The organism is Paenibacillus sp. NPDC056722, from assembly GCF_042790635.1.
GTDB lineage: Bacteria > Bacillota > Bacilli > Paenibacillales > Paenibacillaceae > Paenibacillus_AQ > Paenibacillus_AQ agri.
In genome coordinates this window covers 81,655-96,083 of record NZ_JBHTYV010000004.1, presented here as the reverse complement: position 1 = coordinate 96,083, position 14,429 = coordinate 81,655, and the positions used below count along the sequence as shown (strand labels likewise).

At 48.6% G+C, this 14,429-nt stretch carries 19 protein-coding genes; 15 read left to right on the top strand and 4 right to left on the bottom strand.

Annotation, left to right across the window (positions count from 1 at the left end; all coding sequences use genetic code 11):
* Positions 1 to 73: 73 nt before the first annotated feature.
* On the bottom strand, positions 74 to 454 hold the full coding sequence (locus ACFRAM_RS11830; protein WP_379466021.1) for a PilZ domain-containing protein: 381 nt from the start codon (positions 452 to 454) through the stop codon (positions 74 to 76).
* Between the two features lie 125 nt (positions 455 to 579).
* Here ACFRAM_RS11830 and ACFRAM_RS11825 point away from each other — a divergent pair, with 125 nt between their 5' ends.
* The 6 genes from ACFRAM_RS11825 (at position 580) to ACFRAM_RS11800 (ending at position 4,553) form a co-directional block, all read left to right on the top strand.
* Positions 580 to 1,185, top strand: a complete 606-nt coding sequence (locus ACFRAM_RS11825) for a pentapeptide repeat-containing protein (protein ID WP_379466020.1) — start codon at positions 580 to 582, stop codon at positions 1,183 to 1,185.
* A 304-nt stretch (positions 1,186 to 1,489) separates the two neighbouring features.
* Positions 1,490 to 1,636 carry a nucleotidyl cyclase domain-containing protein gene (locus ACFRAM_RS11820; protein ID WP_379466019.1) on the top strand — a complete coding sequence of 49 codons (147 nt, stop codon included), beginning with the start codon at positions 1,490 to 1,492 and terminating at the stop codon, positions 1,634 to 1,636.
* A 523-nt stretch (positions 1,637 to 2,159) separates the two neighbouring features.
* Positions 2,160 to 2,963, top strand: a complete 804-nt coding sequence (locus tag ACFRAM_RS11815) for a glycoside hydrolase family 73 protein (RefSeq protein WP_379466018.1) — start codon at positions 2,160 to 2,162, stop codon at positions 2,961 to 2,963.
* A gap of 6 nt (positions 2,964 to 2,969) precedes the next feature.
* Positions 2,970 to 3,245, top strand: a complete 276-nt coding sequence (locus tag ACFRAM_RS11810; protein ID WP_379466017.1) for a holin — start codon at positions 2,970 to 2,972, stop codon at positions 3,243 to 3,245.
* 146 nt (positions 3,246 to 3,391) lie between these two features.
* Complete coding sequence (locus ACFRAM_RS11805) at positions 3,392 to 3,814, top strand: hypothetical protein (RefSeq protein WP_379466016.1); 423 nt, start codon at positions 3,392 to 3,394, stop codon at positions 3,812 to 3,814.
* A gap of 241 nt (positions 3,815 to 4,055) precedes the next feature.
* Entirely contained in the window at positions 4,056 to 4,553 is a 498-nt protein-coding gene (locus ACFRAM_RS11800; protein WP_379466015.1) for a GNAT family N-acetyltransferase, read from the top strand.
* On the opposite strand, the gene ACFRAM_RS11795 is transcribed toward ACFRAM_RS11800, so the two are convergent.
* A complete protein-coding gene (locus ACFRAM_RS11795; protein WP_379466014.1) occupies positions 4,504 to 4,725 on the bottom strand; it encodes a DUF6199 family natural product biosynthesis protein in 222 nt (73 codons plus the stop codon). The two genes, ACFRAM_RS11800 and ACFRAM_RS11795, sit on opposite strands and share 50 nt — an antisense overlap.
* Positions 4,726 to 4,951: 226 nt before the next feature.
* Here ACFRAM_RS11795 and ACFRAM_RS11790 point away from each other — a divergent pair, with 226 nt between their 5' ends.
* The 4 genes from ACFRAM_RS11790 (at position 4,952) to coaD (ending at position 8,041) form a co-directional block, all read left to right on the top strand.
* Positions 4,952 to 5,281: a CHY zinc finger protein gene (locus ACFRAM_RS11790; RefSeq protein ID WP_379466373.1), complete on the top strand. Its 330-nt coding sequence runs from the start codon at positions 4,952 to 4,954 to the stop codon at positions 5,279 to 5,281.
* Between the two features lie 515 nt (positions 5,282 to 5,796).
* Positions 5,797 to 6,054, top strand: coding sequence for a DUF3973 domain-containing protein (locus ACFRAM_RS11785; RefSeq protein WP_379466013.1), 258 nt, complete (start codon positions 5,797 to 5,799; stop codon positions 6,052 to 6,054).
* 876 nt (positions 6,055 to 6,930) lie between these two features.
* Positions 6,931 to 7,539, top strand: a complete 609-nt coding sequence (gene rsmD, locus ACFRAM_RS11780) for a 16S rRNA (guanine(966)-N(2))-methyltransferase RsmD (protein WP_379466012.1) — start codon at positions 6,931 to 6,933, stop codon at positions 7,537 to 7,539.
* Positions 7,523 to 8,041 (top strand): pantetheine-phosphate adenylyltransferase, encoded by a 519-nt coding sequence (coaD, locus tag ACFRAM_RS11775; RefSeq protein WP_379466011.1) that lies wholly within the window; start codon positions 7,523 to 7,525, stop codon positions 8,039 to 8,041. The genes rsmD and coaD overlap by 17 nt, the downstream gene beginning before the upstream one ends.
* Here coaD and ACFRAM_RS11770 read toward each other — a convergent pair.
* On the bottom strand, positions 8,013 to 9,254 hold the full coding sequence (locus ACFRAM_RS11770) for a nucleoside recognition protein (protein ID WP_379466010.1): 1,242 nt from the start codon (positions 9,252 to 9,254) through the stop codon (positions 8,013 to 8,015). The genes coaD and ACFRAM_RS11770 overlap by 29 nt on opposite strands.
* 157 nt (positions 9,255 to 9,411) lie before the next feature.
* On the opposite strand from ACFRAM_RS11770, the gene ACFRAM_RS11765 reads away from it, so the two are divergent.
* The gene (locus tag ACFRAM_RS11765) at positions 9,412 to 10,449 is read left to right on the top strand and encodes a SepM family pheromone-processing serine protease (protein WP_379466009.1); all 1,038 of its coding nucleotides are present in this window, start codon (positions 9,412 to 9,414) and stop codon (positions 10,447 to 10,449) included.
* Here the strand turns inward: ACFRAM_RS11765 and ACFRAM_RS11760 are convergent.
* Positions 10,439 to 11,683, bottom strand: coding sequence for a nucleotidyltransferase (locus ACFRAM_RS11760; RefSeq protein ID WP_379466008.1), 1,245 nt, complete (start codon positions 11,681 to 11,683; stop codon positions 10,439 to 10,441). The genes ACFRAM_RS11765 and ACFRAM_RS11760 overlap by 11 nt on opposite strands.
* Positions 11,684 to 11,843: 160 nt before the next feature.
* On the opposite strand from ACFRAM_RS11760, the gene ACFRAM_RS11755 reads away from it, so the two are divergent.
* The 4 genes from ACFRAM_RS11755 to plsX all read left to right on the top strand — a co-directional run bounded on the left by ACFRAM_RS11755 (position 11,844) and on the right by plsX (position 14,427).
* Complete coding sequence (locus tag ACFRAM_RS11755) at positions 11,844 to 12,356, top strand: YceD family protein (RefSeq protein WP_175374782.1); 513 nt, start codon at positions 11,844 to 11,846, stop codon at positions 12,354 to 12,356.
* Positions 12,357 to 12,418: 62 nt separating this feature from the next.
* The gene (gene rpmF, locus ACFRAM_RS11750; protein ID WP_026263995.1) at positions 12,419 to 12,592 is read left to right on the top strand and encodes a 50S ribosomal protein L32; all 174 of its coding nucleotides are present in this window, start codon (positions 12,419 to 12,421) and stop codon (positions 12,590 to 12,592) included.
* A gap of 265 nt (positions 12,593 to 12,857) precedes the next feature.
* On the top strand, positions 12,858 to 13,454 hold the full coding sequence (gene fapR, locus ACFRAM_RS11745; RefSeq protein WP_175374783.1) for a transcription factor FapR: 597 nt from the start codon (positions 12,858 to 12,860) through the stop codon (positions 13,452 to 13,454).
* A complete protein-coding gene (gene plsX / locus ACFRAM_RS11740) occupies positions 13,438 to 14,427 on the top strand; it encodes a phosphate acyltransferase PlsX (RefSeq protein ID WP_379466007.1) in 990 nt (329 codons plus the stop codon). The genes fapR and plsX overlap by 17 nt, the downstream gene beginning before the upstream one ends.
* The last annotated feature ends 2 nt before the right edge of the window (positions 14,428 to 14,429 follow it).

The following is a 14,429-nucleotide window of genomic DNA, read 5'->3' as shown; positions in this document are numbered from 1 at the left end:
CTCCCATCATAGTAGACAGTAGAAAAAACAAAAACATCTACTGCTACAATGATGGGAGTTTTTCTATTTCTATTTACATTCCCTCCGCACTGCGGCCATGGGTCCATGAGTCCAGTTCCCGGATCAGCATTTCTTCTTCAATTTCACTCAAATCCAGTCGAACACCATATTTGTACTGTCCGAGACCGAACATCCAGCCCCAGCGCACACTGCCTTGTAATCTGAGTTTGTTCTCATTTAGCTGAAAATGAATAATCAGCTTCGTATCTCCAGCTGTGAAGCGAAGGTTCAGGGAAGTCCGTACCTTACATCCGGAACGGCTGAGATCGAGCATTACGCCTTCGGTCAGCTTCCCGGCACCGGGGCCGGTATTACCGGCCGGCACTTCAAGCCAGCATTCGATCGGTTGGTTCATGACATACCGGAATGGTTCTTTTCTGCTCGACCCGTCCATAATTTACCTCCGCTAGTTTATTTGCTATTATATCGAAATGAAGAGAGTGCGACAATCTACTAAAGTGTTATTTTTCAGATTTTGTAGTAAAAATTTACATTCGTACGAATAAGGGTGGGTCAGACATGTATCAATACGATAATGAAACTTTTCACCATCATAATTTTGACCAAAGTAATTTGCAGGATGGTGAACTAAACGGCTGTATCTTCGAACAATGCTCGTTCAAGGGCGCATCAATGGAAGAAATGACTTCTACGGGATGTCAGTTTATTGATTGTGATTTTACGGGAGCCTATCTGAATGCATCTCTGCACAGGGGCTCAGCATTCACGAATTGTAAATTCAGCGGGACTAATCTGTTTGTCGTAAAATTTGAAGATTGCAAAATGGTCGGTTCGGATTTCTCCAACGCAGCGCTTGACGGACTGACGATTACAGGTGGTGATTGGTCATACACCAATCTGAGACACGCGAATTTGAGCAAGCAGAATCTGCGCGGGATAAGATTTTTGGAGGCAGATCTGTTTGGCTGTGATCTGCAGAAATGTGACCTCCGCGGAGCGGATTTAAGCAGAGTGCAACTTGGTCAATGTAAGCTGAAGGGAGCAGATCTTCGGGACGCAAAGCTGGAAGGTATTGATCTGAAAAGCCTTGATTGGCAAGGTGTAAGAATGGATGTAGAGCAAGCTGTACTTCTGGCACGCTCGCTTGGTGCGAAGGTAGGCTGAGCTGAGAAAACAGACTGTTGAAAACTTAAGAGGAATCCGATGATAGATCAGTGGCGTTTTCAAACAAGCAGGATCGAATAAGGAGAATGAAGTGTGACATTGAATTTGCGCCGCTGGCTATTCTGATCTAACCGGGTATGCCTACGGTGAGGGATATATGGACTATCCCGGCTTAGAGGTTAACTACCTTAAAAGCACAGAAACTGCGCTAGGGTTCGTGTCCGATATCGCGCTCGCAGGAGGCGAAGGTAGTATCCAAACGTTTTATTAACACGATAACCAACTCTTTGATTTGGAGGAGTCAGTGAATGTCGGCTGCATTATTGGCGCAGCTGTCTGGAATGCGGAAAGCGGGCAGGACACACGCGAGACGATGCGTCTCGCGAATGAAGCCCTTTATATATCCAAACGTACCGGCAAAAACCGGATTGCGTTCGAAGCTAATTCTTAATCAAACCGAAAAAGGCTGGTTGAGCACTAAGTGCACTGTATTCCTGGTAAAGGACAAGGTGCCATACTGCTTAACGCAGCCTTTTTCTCGGTTTGGACCACCATTTGATCCAGAGGTAACCTTCATCGTCCCGGAAATATTTGATCCCAATCCAACGCAGAGGCGTCCAAATTTCCTTAAAATAATATGATGGCATAGTCTTTTAGACCCCCTTAATAGGCATATAATACTATATTTTACGCTACAAATATGAAAATCTCAACTTTTATTTGCTTAAAATTTCCACAATAGAATAAAAGCGCCTAATTATATCTCCTAAACTATCCTCCTAACATTACGATTAATCATATAGTTCTTTAGCACCTTACTTTTATTATATTTCTCCTCAATGACGGGAAAATGACAAATTATAGATTTATAGAATTTTTGTATGTTTTAACTTGGAAATAGGGTGGAGCAGGGGGAGAAGCACAAGCATTGTGCGCGGACTGGCATTAGATAGTAGTAGAAAGGATGTGATGATATGAAAGAGGCGGATTTCATCGCAAAAATTGCACCTTTTGCGGTGGACAACATGCGAAGCAGCAGGGTCGCAGCTTCCTTGACGATTGCGCAAGCCGCTCTTGAATCCGGCTGGGGCAGCAGCGGACTGACGGTGAAAGCCAATAATTTATTTGGTATAAAAGGCAGCGGGCCGGCTGGAAGTATCACCATGCTGACTACGGAATATGTCAATGGAAAGCCGGTTCAGGTTCAGGCTGCTTTTCGTGCCTATAACAATTGGGGCGAATCCGTTGCCGACCATTCCAGATTACTGGTCAACGGAGTGTCCTGGAATCCTAAAATTTATAGCAAGGTTATCGGGACTACTGGCAAAGCAGCAGCCCAAGCCATTGCCGCTGCCGGCTATGCCACCGACCCGGGTTACGCAGCCAAGCTGATTTCAATGATGGACACCTATAATCTTTACCAATTTGATGAGCAAGGAAAGGAGGACGACGAGATGTCGGCTGAAGATAAGCAGAAGCTAGCAATCCTGGAGGAGCAAGTCAAGACGCTTAATGGATTGATAGCCAGCCTGAATGTCAGCAGGGATACGCTGAAGACGGGCGTGCAGGAGCAGGGTCAGGCAATCAAAAACGTCACTGAACGTATAGCTGCTGTCGAGAACCGGGCGGTTATGAATGTGCCAGATTGGGCCGAGCCCGCGGTTAAAGCGGCAACCGCAGCCGGGCTACTGGATACCCCTTCCGGAGGAAGCTATGATTTTTACCGCATTTTGACGGTATTGAATCGTGCAGGTCTTTTAATAACTAAGAAAGGATGATCCTATATGAACGTTGCGCTCAATACGGTACTTGCCTTTGCTTCGATGCTCGCAGTATTTGTAATGGCTCTCGTGCAACTGGTGAAGAACAGCTTCAACCTGCCACGCAATCTGGTGCCTGTTGTGGGTCTGGCCCTTGGCCTGGTGGTGGGGGTTGTTTCTTACCCGTTTACCAATATGGATTTGATTATGCGTCTTTGGGCAGGCGGACTGGCAGGGCTATCTGCTACAGGGCTGTTTGAATTGGCTTTTAATAAACGGGAAGGTACAACGAAAGAGTGATAGAAGCATAAGCATCATAGTTTCGCTCACAGATAAGGCTTGTTTCTCTAGTAAAACAAGCTTTTGATAGAGGAGATTTAACCAAACCAATTAGTAGTACCGTTAATACAATAAAGTATGTTAAAAAAGAAAGGAGGTGCATTCTCATGGGAACCTATGTTGATGGCAGAACATCTCAGAATGCCAGTTACGCCAACTCGATTGCAATTCCGATTACCGTCATTAATACTCCGCAACTCTTTGGTCAAATCGGTCTGGTAACAGCTGGTATTGGTGCTAACCCTCGGGTTATATTGAAAGGAACGATTTCTGTACAGATTCCGCTGGCTTTGGTAGGAATTAGAGTTACTATTGTTAGAGGAACCCTCCCAACCGACCCAGCTGTATATTCTGCGACCTCTACCTTTGATCTTAGCGTTTCGGCTCCGCAGGTTATCACTTTCTCGGCTACGGATTTTCAGCCGCCGGTCACACCACAGATCACGTATACAGCTTTCGTCTCTTCTTCATTACTGGGAACCGTTCGTGTTGGTCCTGAAAGCTTCGACGGTATTATTGTTTCGGATTAATATACTCCTGGCACAATTAATCAAATCTTTATATTCTTTTCAGGTAGTTTTAAGCTGGAATGAGTATAGTAATCCCATGACCCCCTTATAATATAGACTTTGACCCTGCCGGATCTCGGTGGGGTCCCTTTTTTGTATAGATAAGATTCTATTCTTCTAAAAAAGACCTACTCTTCGTTATTATCACCCGGTACAATAAAATCATCATAATACTTACGGAGAGTCAGGTGGTGTCATAGTTATGGATATCAGGAAGATGGGACCGCATGAAGCTCCCCCGATGGAGCTGCTGCTGTTGGCCGATCCCTCGGTGCCGGTTATTGAAGGGTACATAGAAAGAGGAGAGTGTTACATCGCGTTAATCGAGCGGGAAATCGTCGGCGTGTCTGTACTGCTTCCAACCCGGCCGGGGACGGCAGAATTGATCAATATTGCGGTGGTGGAACATCTTCATGGCCAGGGCATAGGGAAGCGACTGGTACAGCATGCCATAGCGACAGCCAAGTCGCAGGGCTACAAAACTCTAGAAATCGGAACAGGAAATTCCAGCTTGCATCAGTTGGGTCTTTATCAAAAATGCGGTTTCAGAATCATTGGGGTGGATCGTGATTATTTTATCAGGCATTATCCTGAAGCGATCTTCGAGAATGGTCTGCAGTGTATCGACATGATCCGGCTGGCGCAAGATCTCATAGCAGATTCAGTATGCCTCCCGCAAATAAAAATGAACCAAGAATAATGGTTACTAGACCTCCGAATTTGGCCATGTCTATATAGGCATCGCTGGGTTCGGAGTCATTTTTAACTTTCCAAGCTTCGTTCATCTTCCACCCAAAGGTGGGCTTGCGAATCGTAAAGATGCCCAGTGCAATAATCAGACCGCCTAGAATAATGAGAAAAAAGCCATTCAATTTAGGAGCCTCTCCTTTCGTTATGAATTACCTAAACTATATTCTATTTTTGCCGGGATTTCCAAATACGGATGCCGACTGTAAGCAGAACGAAAATAATGATAAAAATTACTAATTGAGACATATGTATTCACCTCCAATACAATTGTAAACGATTGGAAAGTGAGAATCTGTGAAAAAAATCCAAGGGGATGATAAGGTGTCGGATACTTCTGAACAACACTATATGAACATACATGGCGTAAAAGTATATGGGGTCCAAATGGATTCCCAAACCCGCTGCAGGCATTACCATTCACCAATTGATATTATAGCGATCCGTTTTCCATGCTGTGATGCTTATTATCCTTGTTATAAGTGCCACGAAGAAGTCGGAGGTCATGCTGCAGCGAGGTGGGGAAAACATCAGAGGGATGAACAAGCAATTCTGTGCGGGGCCTGTGGTCATCAGTTAACCATCCATGAATACATGGCCTGCGGCTCATCGTGCCCTGGCTGTAAGGCTGCTTTCAATCCAGGTTGTCAAAATCATTATCATTTATATTTTGAAATGTAGATTTGATATGTTTCACTATTAACGACATCGAGTTATCATCATATTTCTCAGCAAGCGTTGAAGTTTGCTCAACACGATCTCAATGGACCTGCACTCATCTCAACACTTTATCATATGCTGATTTCAAAATAGGTTAGGGTGGTGAAAATCAAAAATGATGTCATACAATTCATCTGTTCTTATTAGTGGTATTGCAGCATTTTCCGATGGGGTAAAAGCAACGTAATCAGTTAACGTTCAAATGCCCATCTGACGGTCAGAACCAAACCACATGAGCTAACCAAGCTAATTAGAAGAAAGCACCCATGCTAATGGTAAAGAAACACCCCAAGCAAATCACACAAGCAAACGATAATCAAACTTTAACCAAACGACACAGAGAGATAACCGAATCACACAGAGAGATAACCAAAGTTAGGTCGATCTCAATACTAATCGTATTTAGAATAGCGAGGATAGTGTCCTCACACTCGGAATTTAGGTTTGAACAATTTTATAAGAAGAGGTGATTATGTATGTATTATTGCATCGCTTGTTCACAAATACATCAAGGGAAGAATAGCCAAGGAAGTGTTTTCAAGAAAGGACTTTATGTAGACCCAGGAACTGGGGCGATGATTCATTTGGGGATGTGCGAAGAAGAACATAGAGGGACACAAGACAATATACAATTAACAATCAGTGATAATTATGTGCAATTAAAAACCATTAACAGTTGGTTACCCATTCATCAATCTGCTATAGAAAATTCAGAATTTAGCGAATATCATTAGGTGGCAAAACGAGGTGGCAAAAACGGGTGATATCCTCAATGGAGGACAGCATCCGTTTTTTGTGTGCATTTATTTAATCTATTTCATTAATTTAATCGATTCATTTATTTCCATCAATTGCATCGTAAAATTGGCCTAGCTCACTGTGTTCCTAACTAAGGGCAATTTTGTACCTTATTTCAACCTTTTTGGGCCAAATTAAGGAAATAAGGGCATTTTTGTATGCTATTTTATGGAGAATTGGATTTAAAGCATGATATCAGAAGATTTAAGGTACAAAAATGTCCTTAATTTAGGCTGGCCCTCATCTTCACACAATTTAAGGTACAAAAATGCCGTAATTTACACTTTGGTGAGGTACAAGGCGATCTCCGTTTTATTCGAGTGGCACATTTTGCAGTTAGAATGCTTTGTATTGCTTTCTTTTGTTCATCGTACAAAGTTAACATTGTTATGGAGAATCGTAAATGGTGTTTTATAAATAGAGGCTCATAAAATGGACTCATGTAAATATAAATTTGGTGTATTGAAAATGAAATCCCCTTGCTAAGTAAGGGGTTATAAACAAAAAAATCGAGACCCTATTTCTAGGGTCTCTTTCATGGGAGAGGAGAAACCGGACGAAGAGCTTATGGGGAAACGTAAGCCTGCTCCGCGGTTGTCTACGACATTTTGTGATGTCGATAACTACATGATGTCCCGGCTTGCTCGTTCTTATACATACGGCTTTAGAAATTGCTCGGAAAAGGTGGGATACCGCTAGATCCGACATAATGATACAAACTTTTTATTTCGGCGGGCGAATGTGGTACGATAGGCGTGAACTTGTGCCCTTTTTGGCATAATAAACAGAGATATAAGCAGGTGAGCAAAGTCGTGAGAGTGGTATCGGGAAGTGCAAAGGGGAGGCCCCTTAAAAGTGTTCCGGGAAGTGGGACAAGGCCAACAACGGACAAGGTCAAGGAAGCGCTATTCAGCATGATTGGCCCTTATTTTGACGGGGGATCGGCGCTTGATTTGTTTGCCGGTACAGGCGGATTGGGGATAGAAGCCCTGAGCAGAGGCATGGACAAGGCCGTATTTGTGGACATGGAGCCTAAAAGCATAGACACGGTGCGTGCCAACCTGAAGGCAACCAAGCTTGAGAGTCAGGCAGAAGTTTACCGGAACGATGCGGGCAGAGCGATCAGCGCTTTGAAAAAACGGGGGAGACGGTTCGATCTGGTGTTTTTGGACCCGCCCTACCGGCTGAAGCACGGGGATGAACTGATGCTGGCTCTGGCCGAAAAAGGGCTGCTGGAAGAAGATGCGACGATCGTCCTTGAACATGAATCAGGATATGACTACCCTGAGGATATCAAGGGATTCTACAGAGTGCGGCAAGCTGTGTACGGAGAAACGACAGTCTCGATTTATCAGTATGAAGCCGCTGGACCGGATGAAACCGGAAGCGGTGGGGAGGAACAGGATGAGTCAGCCAATTAGAAAAGAACGTATTGCCATATATCCGGGAACGTTTGATCCGGTCACCATGGGGCATATGGATATTATTCATCGTGCGGCCAAGCAGTTTGACCGTCTGATCGTGGCGGTGCTGAACAATTTAAGCAAAAATCCACTGTTCACCGTGGAGGAACGTACTGACCTGCTGCGCCAGGCTACAGCGGACATCCCTAACGTGGAGATCGACAGCTTCAGGGATCTGCTAGTTAACTATGTCCGGCAAAAAGATGCACAGGTCATCGTACGTGGAATACGCACCGTAACAGATTTTGAATACGAACTGCAGAACGCTTCCATTAATCATAGTCTTAGTCCGACAGCGGAGACTATTTTTATGATGACTAACCCGAAATATTCTTATCTAAGTTCCAGTGTGGTGAAGGAAATTGCCCATTTCGGCGGCAATGTCACTGAGTTTGTCACACCAGAGGTAGAGCAGGCGATGAAGCTCAAGTTCAACCGGAACGCCGACGAAGTGAAGTAAAGAGGTACACTGCACCCGAAAGAAGCATGAGCAGGGCTAGCAGGGAGATTTGCACACCCAGCAGCTGTGGAAATGCGCTCCATAATGTATAAGTCTGTACGTCTCCGGCGGGCAGAATTTGTGTTCCCGTAAAAGTCGGCAGGGTCTTCTGTTGCAGTGACATAAGCGGCTTCCAGAGCAGCAACGTCAATACAAAAGCGTAGCTGCCATGCAGCAGACGGACTGCTGCGAAGGGCAGGAAACGTAAGCCTGCTGATTTTAGCAGTGTCAGTACCTGAAGCTGTGCACAGATGCCGCTCCAGCCCAGTGCAGCAGACAGCAGGGCGAAGCCCAGGATATCGGCTGTTCCGTTGGGTGATGAAGCGGCAGTAGCTCTGGCTGTTTCAGTCATGCCGGTCAAAGCCTGGGCCCCCAGGTGAAGCTCCAGCAGGCTGGCCGGCAAGGCTGCGGGTAGTCCGGGGAACAAACGGACCAGGATGTTGATGATTACGGCAAACATAATAATGTAACCACCTACGACCATCAGGTTCTGTACCGCATTGCCTACAGCTTCGCCCAGCAGCTTGCCGAAGCTCCGGCCATCTTGTGCCCGGGCATGAGCAGCAGCATTCGTGACCCGGTGATACAGAGAGTCTCGCTTGCTGTGCGATACGGTCGCCGGAGCAGGTGGCTTTGAAGGCTGCCACCCCAGCCGGGAGGCAGTGAAGCCTGCCAGTAGGCCCGCCAGCCAATGCAGGATCAGCAGGCTATAGCCTGCTGCAGGATTGTGCAGCAGCGCTGCTCCGATAACGATAAGCAGCGTTACTGGACTTGCAAAATGGACGAGCGAGGCGAGCCTTCCCGCTTCTTTGCCGGTGAGGCTGCCCTGCTTGTGAAGCTGGAGGACGCCCCCAGCACCGCCGGGGAATCCGGCAGTAGCCCCCAGGGCAAGCGTCCAGCCCCCGGCCCCGGGCAGCCGGAAGACCCGGGTCATCAGCGGCTCCAGCAGCACGCCGATTCCGTGTACAAAGCCGGATGCGGTCAGCATCTCTGACAGCATCAGGAATGGCAGCAGCGCCGGGAAGACGAGGCTCCACCAGAGCTTAAGCCCTTGCAGCGAGGCTGCAAAGGACGACTCTGGCGAAGCCACGATGGCTGCGGCGAGCAGAATGGCCAGCATCCCGGAGAGAAACGGGATGGACCGGGCGCCGAGCCTGCGTATTTTAGTGTTCATTTCTGGGATCACCTCTTCATAACTTAGGACAGGGTGGTAATGTTATCAATTTATGCAGGGGAGACAACCGTCATGCCAAAGGCTGGTGGCGGTGTTTTTTTGAAATATAAGGATTTATATGTTTTACGCTAGAGTCAGGGGAAAGAAGGGAACAACCGTGAAACAACTGAAGCGCCGGGCAGGACTTCGCTCTATAGTCTACCTTTGCACGTTTATAGTGGTCGTTTATGTATTTGTATTTATGAGTACGCCATACATCATGTACCAGCCGGGCAGCGCTTCGGAGGTCGCTCCGATGATTAAGGTGGAGAATGGTGATCCCGCCGAACAAGGAACCTTCATGATGACGACGGTTTCGGCCAGTTATGCCAATGTGGCGTTACTGGTGGCTAATATGTTCAACAGCAATGCAGAAATTGCCCGTAAGGATACGCGGCTTGGAGATAAGTCTGAAGCAGAATATGCAGCAGAACAGGTCTATTATATGAACAGCTCTCAGTCTCTGGCAGTGCAGGCAGCCTATCATGCGGCAGGCATTCCTTATAAGGATGTTACCGACTATCTCTATGTGTTCTCCGTTCCTAATCAAAGCAACAAGAGCCAGTTCCAGCCGGGAGACAAGATCTTGAATGTGGATGGTAAACCGGTAACGGATCCGGCGGCCCTCTCTACCCTGTTATCTGCGCGAAGCATTGGCGATAAGGTGAAAGTAACTTTGCAGCGTGCGGATAAGAAGCTGGAAGAAGAAGTTACGCTTGTGGAAGTGAAGGATAAAGACGCGGCAGCTGGGCGTCCGGGTCTTGGTGTGGTCATTGGTGCGGTTCAAAGAGTGGAGCCTCAGGAACCTGGGAAAAGCGTAAGCTTTGTCAACACAGATGTTGGCGGTCCCTCGGCAGGTCTGATGTTTACTATGGAAATTTACAATCGTTTGACGCCTGGTGATCTTACCAAAGGACATCGGGTAGCCGGAACCGGCACCATTGATGCAGATGGTGTGGTAGGACCGATTGGCGGGGTGAAGCACAAAATTGTAGCCGCCGACCGGGCTGGAGCGGAGTTCTTCTTCGTGCCTGTCAAAAATTACGATGAGGCGAAGGCAAAGGCGGATAAGATCGGTACAGCTATGAAGCTGGTACCCGTATCTACGCTTACAGAGGCACTGGATTATATGAAAAAGCTTCCGGTCAAACCCTGACCGGAGGCTCCAGATAATCGCGGTACAGGTCCGCACGCAAGGGGTGCTGGAAGGCACCGGCATAAGCAGCAGCGGCCTGAATATCACGGGTAAGCTGTGGATGGGGGCAAAGCGCAGGCCGCAAGACGACGGGCAGGGAGGCGCTTTGCTTCATTTTTTTGAGCAGAGGCCGGCCACTTTTCCTAAATCCGAGGACACGGATATAGCCGGGACCCTCTGCCAGTGCGGAAGAAGCCAGTTCCTCCTTGCTGTGCCCCAGCAAAAGATGGAGCAATAGCCGCTGGAGGCGAGTGCGGGTGTAGCGTTTGCTCTTCACTGACTGGAGCAAGCTCTCTATCGTGAACTGCTCCAGCTCGGACATGACGCGCAGCAGCCGGTTCTCCAGGCCTTCATTCATATCATGGAAGGCCCGCAGCTCGTCTGCGGTGCGGGTGGAGAGCAGATGACGCAGAGGAGCGCGGAAGCTCTCCCAGTCTAGTGGGCCGCGGCCAGCCGCGCGCTCGCGCTCAAGGATGGACAGGCTATATTCCGGCATATAGGGTGCCGGAGAGCCGCCTTCTCCCAGCAGCCGGCGGATAGCCGTTGCGCTGGCGATCGAGGAGCCGGGCTGGAGCGGATCATGGAAGCCTGCGCCGGTCCGCGGCACAGTAAGCGGAGTGATCTTGCTCTTTAGCCGCTGGAGCGCGATGAGATAATGCAAGCCGAGGCTGTTGTTCGGCTGGCGCAGAAGCTCAGCTGCGCTGCCGCCGTCCGGTTTCTCCTCTCCCAGGAGAAACCCCTCCCAGGCGACCGCCGCCGCTGCGCTGTAGGCGGCGGGGAAGCTCTCTCCGAGCGCCATCCGGCGGCGGATTTCGCCCTGAAGCTCGCTGCTCTCGTCGGCAAGGTATGCCGCGAGGGGCACCAGCGAGCCCAAAGTGCCTGCTTCGGAGCCGAAGCACAGGCTGTCCACGACTCCGGTCGCTTCCAGCAGGGCCACGGCTCCGTGGGCGAACCATTCTGCCGGTTGAACGGCATAGGCCACCGGCAGCTCAATCACGAGATCGGCGCCCATATGGAGCGCCATCTCCGTGCGGGCTTGCTTGCTCACTGCCGCCGGCTCGCCGCGCTGGGTGAAGGGGCCGCTCATCACTACAACAGTGTGCTCGGCGCCGGAGATCTTTTTCGCCTCTCTGTAATGATGAACATGCCCGTTATGTAAAGGATTATATTCTGCAATAATACCTACCGTTGTCACGGATACCTCACTCCTGTATTGTTATAATAGTCGGCTTTTGGCTCCTGCCAATAGTTATATCATAATTCTCCGTCTTTTCTGAAACAATATAAAGGGAAAATGGTTGACAAAGCTAACCAATGCTAGGTATAATAAATTTTGTTTGTTTGGAGTGATACTGATGAAGATTCACTTTCGCAAAATTGCGAATGCCGACGAACCCTTGCAGATCCATGAAACCATGGATGTAAGCGAGGTTGTCAGAGGGCGTAAGGATATTCTGGACATTAGCCCCCTCTCAGTTAACCTTAATGCGCTGCCCGCGGGTACCGATCAGGTGAACGTGGTGGGAACGCTGAGTGGAGATGTGGACATGTTATGTGGCCGCTGTCTCAATGAGGCTCATAGTCATTTGAAGATTCCTTTTGCCGAGACTTTCAAGTGGCTGAAGCAGCCAGATCTTCCGGAAGAAGATGAAGATGATGAACTCATCTACGTCAAGGACGAGATTGTGGATCTTGTTCCGCATCTGGAAGAAACTTTCGTACTGCACTTGCCGGATTCGGCATTGTGCAAGGCAGACTGTCTTGGTCTTTGTCAGACTTGCGGACAAAATTTGAACGAAGGCACCTGCAGTTGCGACAACACAGTGGTCGATCCTCGACTTGCTGGGTTGAAAGACTTTTTCAAATGATACATTAAATGAACCTGTCTTCCGCGCTTCGCGGGTTAAAACAAATTAGGAGGTGGAATCACATGGCAGTACCTCAACGTAGAACGTCCAAGACACGCCGTGACAAACGTCGCACTCACTTTAAATTGGCTGTGCCGGGCATGGTTAAATGTGAACAATGCGGAGAATTGAAGCTTGCTCACCACGTATGCAAAGTGTGCGGAACGTACAAAGCAAGAGAAATCATCAAGCAATAGTTTTTGGCGAGATGACGAGCGCTCTCCTTTTATTATAAGAGGAGGGCGTTTCTTTTAATCATTAACTTACATAGTTTTAGATACAAATGAGAAGCCGCTTTGGAAGTCAATGCTTTATTTTTCCGGCGGCATGCTTTATACTACATATTAGTACCTGGTTCTAAAATGAAGTTATAAGATTTTATATCCATATAGACAGCGGCCATTGTGTGGCCGGATGCTTTTGTTTTCAGCACGTGCCAGGAGGTGAGCCGCCATCGAGCGGATGTCTAAAAAGGATCGTCAGCAGCATATGCTTCAGATTATCGGAAGCAATCCTTTCATGACTGACCGGGAACTGACCCGGCAGTTGAAGGTGAGCATTCAGACGATTCGTCTGGATCGGATGGAGCTTGGGATTCCGGAGCTGCGTGAGCGTATGAAGCAGATGGCTGAGCATTCCTATGATCAGGTGCGCTCACTGCCTGCGGATGAAGTGATAGGGGATATAGTAGACTTGCAGCTCGACAGGAGCGGCATTTCAATATTTGAGATTAGTGAGGATCATGTCTTCTCCAGAAACGGCATTGCACGCGGACATTACGTATTCGCCCAGGCCAATTCGCTTGCAGTCGCCGTGATTGACGATGAGATCGCCCTGACGGCTTCAGCTGATATCCGTTTCTTGCGTATGATTCATTTGGGAGAGAAATGCATTGCCAAAGCTCAGGTGCGTTCGCTCGCTGGGCGCGGAGGCAAGGCTGAAGTGGATGTATTCACATATGTTGGTGAGGAAATGGTGTTTCAGGGCCATTTTATCGTGTATCGGTCTGCAGTTGAAGAAAACAGCGAAGGGGGAAACCGCAGTGCGGATCGCCATTGATGCCATGGGCGGGGACAATGCTCCTGAATGTAACGTAGAGGGTGCATTGTCCGCGGCCGCGGAGTGGCAGGATACACAGCTCGTGCTCGTCGGAGACGAAGCCAGACTGTTACCACTGCTGAAGAATATGCCGTCTAATGTGACGGTACGCCATGCAGGAGAGATTATTGAGGCGGACGAAGAGCCTGTAAGAGCGGTGCGCCGCAAAAAGGACTCGTCGATGGTCGTTGCCGGACGTATGGTGCGTGAAGGAGAAGCGGACGCCATGATCTCGTCCGGTAATACAGGGGCACTCATGACCACCGGTTTGCTGATTGTTGGCCGGATGGAGGGCATCGAGCGTCCAGCATTGGCGCCGATGATTCCGACACTGGACGATGTTGGTGTGCTTGCACTGGATCTTGGTGCCAATATGGATGCCAAGCCTCAGCATTTGGCACAGTATGCCCTGATGGGCAGCATCTACCGTAACAAGGTGCACGGTATTGCCAAGCCGCGTGTTGGTTTACTTAACGTAGGTACGGAGCCAGGGAAGGGCAATGAACTGACGAAGGAAGCCTATCCGCTATTGGAGAATGTACCGGGTATTCATTTTATCGGGAACGTTGAAGCTCGTGATGTATTGACCGGCAACTGCGACGTACTGGTCTGTGACGGCTTTGCCGGAAATATTTTGCTGAAATCGCTGGAAGGTACAGCCGGGGCGATCTTCTCGCTTTTGAAAGAGCAATTCAGCAAGTCGCTTAAGACCAAGCTCGGCGCAGCGATGCTGATGCCTGAACTGCGGAGCCTTAAAGGCAAGATGGACTACAAGGAACATGGCGGTGCGCCGCTGCTCGGTCTTGGCGGGTTGGTCGTCAAAGGTCATGGCTCATCCGACGGCAACGCGGTCAAGAATGCGGTTCGTCAGGCGCGCATTGCCCTGCAGGCTGAACTTGTACCAAGCATATCGAAGGAAATTAGCGGGAAGTGAGT

Bases quoted from the DNA above. Each gene is read 5' to 3' on its own strand.
- ACFRAM_RS11830 (WP_379466021.1), bottom strand. From the start codon at position 454: ATGGACGGGTCGAGCAGAAAAGAACCATTCCGGTATGTCATGAACCAA.
- ACFRAM_RS11825 (WP_379466020.1), top strand. From the start codon at position 580: ATGTATCAATACGATAATGAAACTTTTCACCATCATAATTTTGACCAA.
- ACFRAM_RS11815 (WP_379466018.1), top strand. From the start codon at position 2,160: ATGAAAGAGGCGGATTTCATCGCAAAAATTGCACCTTTTGCGGTGGAC.
- ACFRAM_RS11810 (WP_379466017.1), top strand. From the start codon at position 2,970: ATGAACGTTGCGCTCAATACGGTACTTGCCTTTGCTTCGATGCTCGCA.
- ACFRAM_RS11805 (WP_379466016.1), top strand. From the start codon at position 3,392: ATGGGAACCTATGTTGATGGCAGAACATCTCAGAATGCCAGTTACGCC.
- ACFRAM_RS11800 (WP_379466015.1), top strand. From the start codon at position 4,056: ATGGATATCAGGAAGATGGGACCGCATGAAGCTCCCCCGATGGAGCTG.
- ACFRAM_RS11790 (WP_379466373.1), top strand. From the start codon at position 4,952: ATGAACATACATGGCGTAAAAGTATATGGGGTCCAAATGGATTCCCAA.
- ACFRAM_RS11785 (WP_379466013.1), top strand. From the start codon at position 5,797: ATGTATTATTGCATCGCTTGTTCACAAATACATCAAGGGAAGAATAGC.
- coaD (WP_379466011.1), top strand. From the start codon at position 7,523: ATGAGTCAGCCAATTAGAAAAGAACGTATTGCCATATATCCGGGAACG.
- ACFRAM_RS11770 (WP_379466010.1), bottom strand. From the start codon at position 9,254: ATGAACACTAAAATACGCAGGCTCGGCGCCCGGTCCATCCCGTTTCTC.
- ACFRAM_RS11755 (WP_175374782.1), top strand. From the start codon at position 11,844: ATGAAGATTCACTTTCGCAAAATTGCGAATGCCGACGAACCCTTGCAG.
- rpmF (WP_026263995.1), top strand. From the start codon at position 12,419: ATGGCAGTACCTCAACGTAGAACGTCCAAGACACGCCGTGACAAACGT.
- fapR (WP_175374783.1), top strand. From the start codon at position 12,858: ATGTCTAAAAAGGATCGTCAGCAGCATATGCTTCAGATTATCGGAAGC.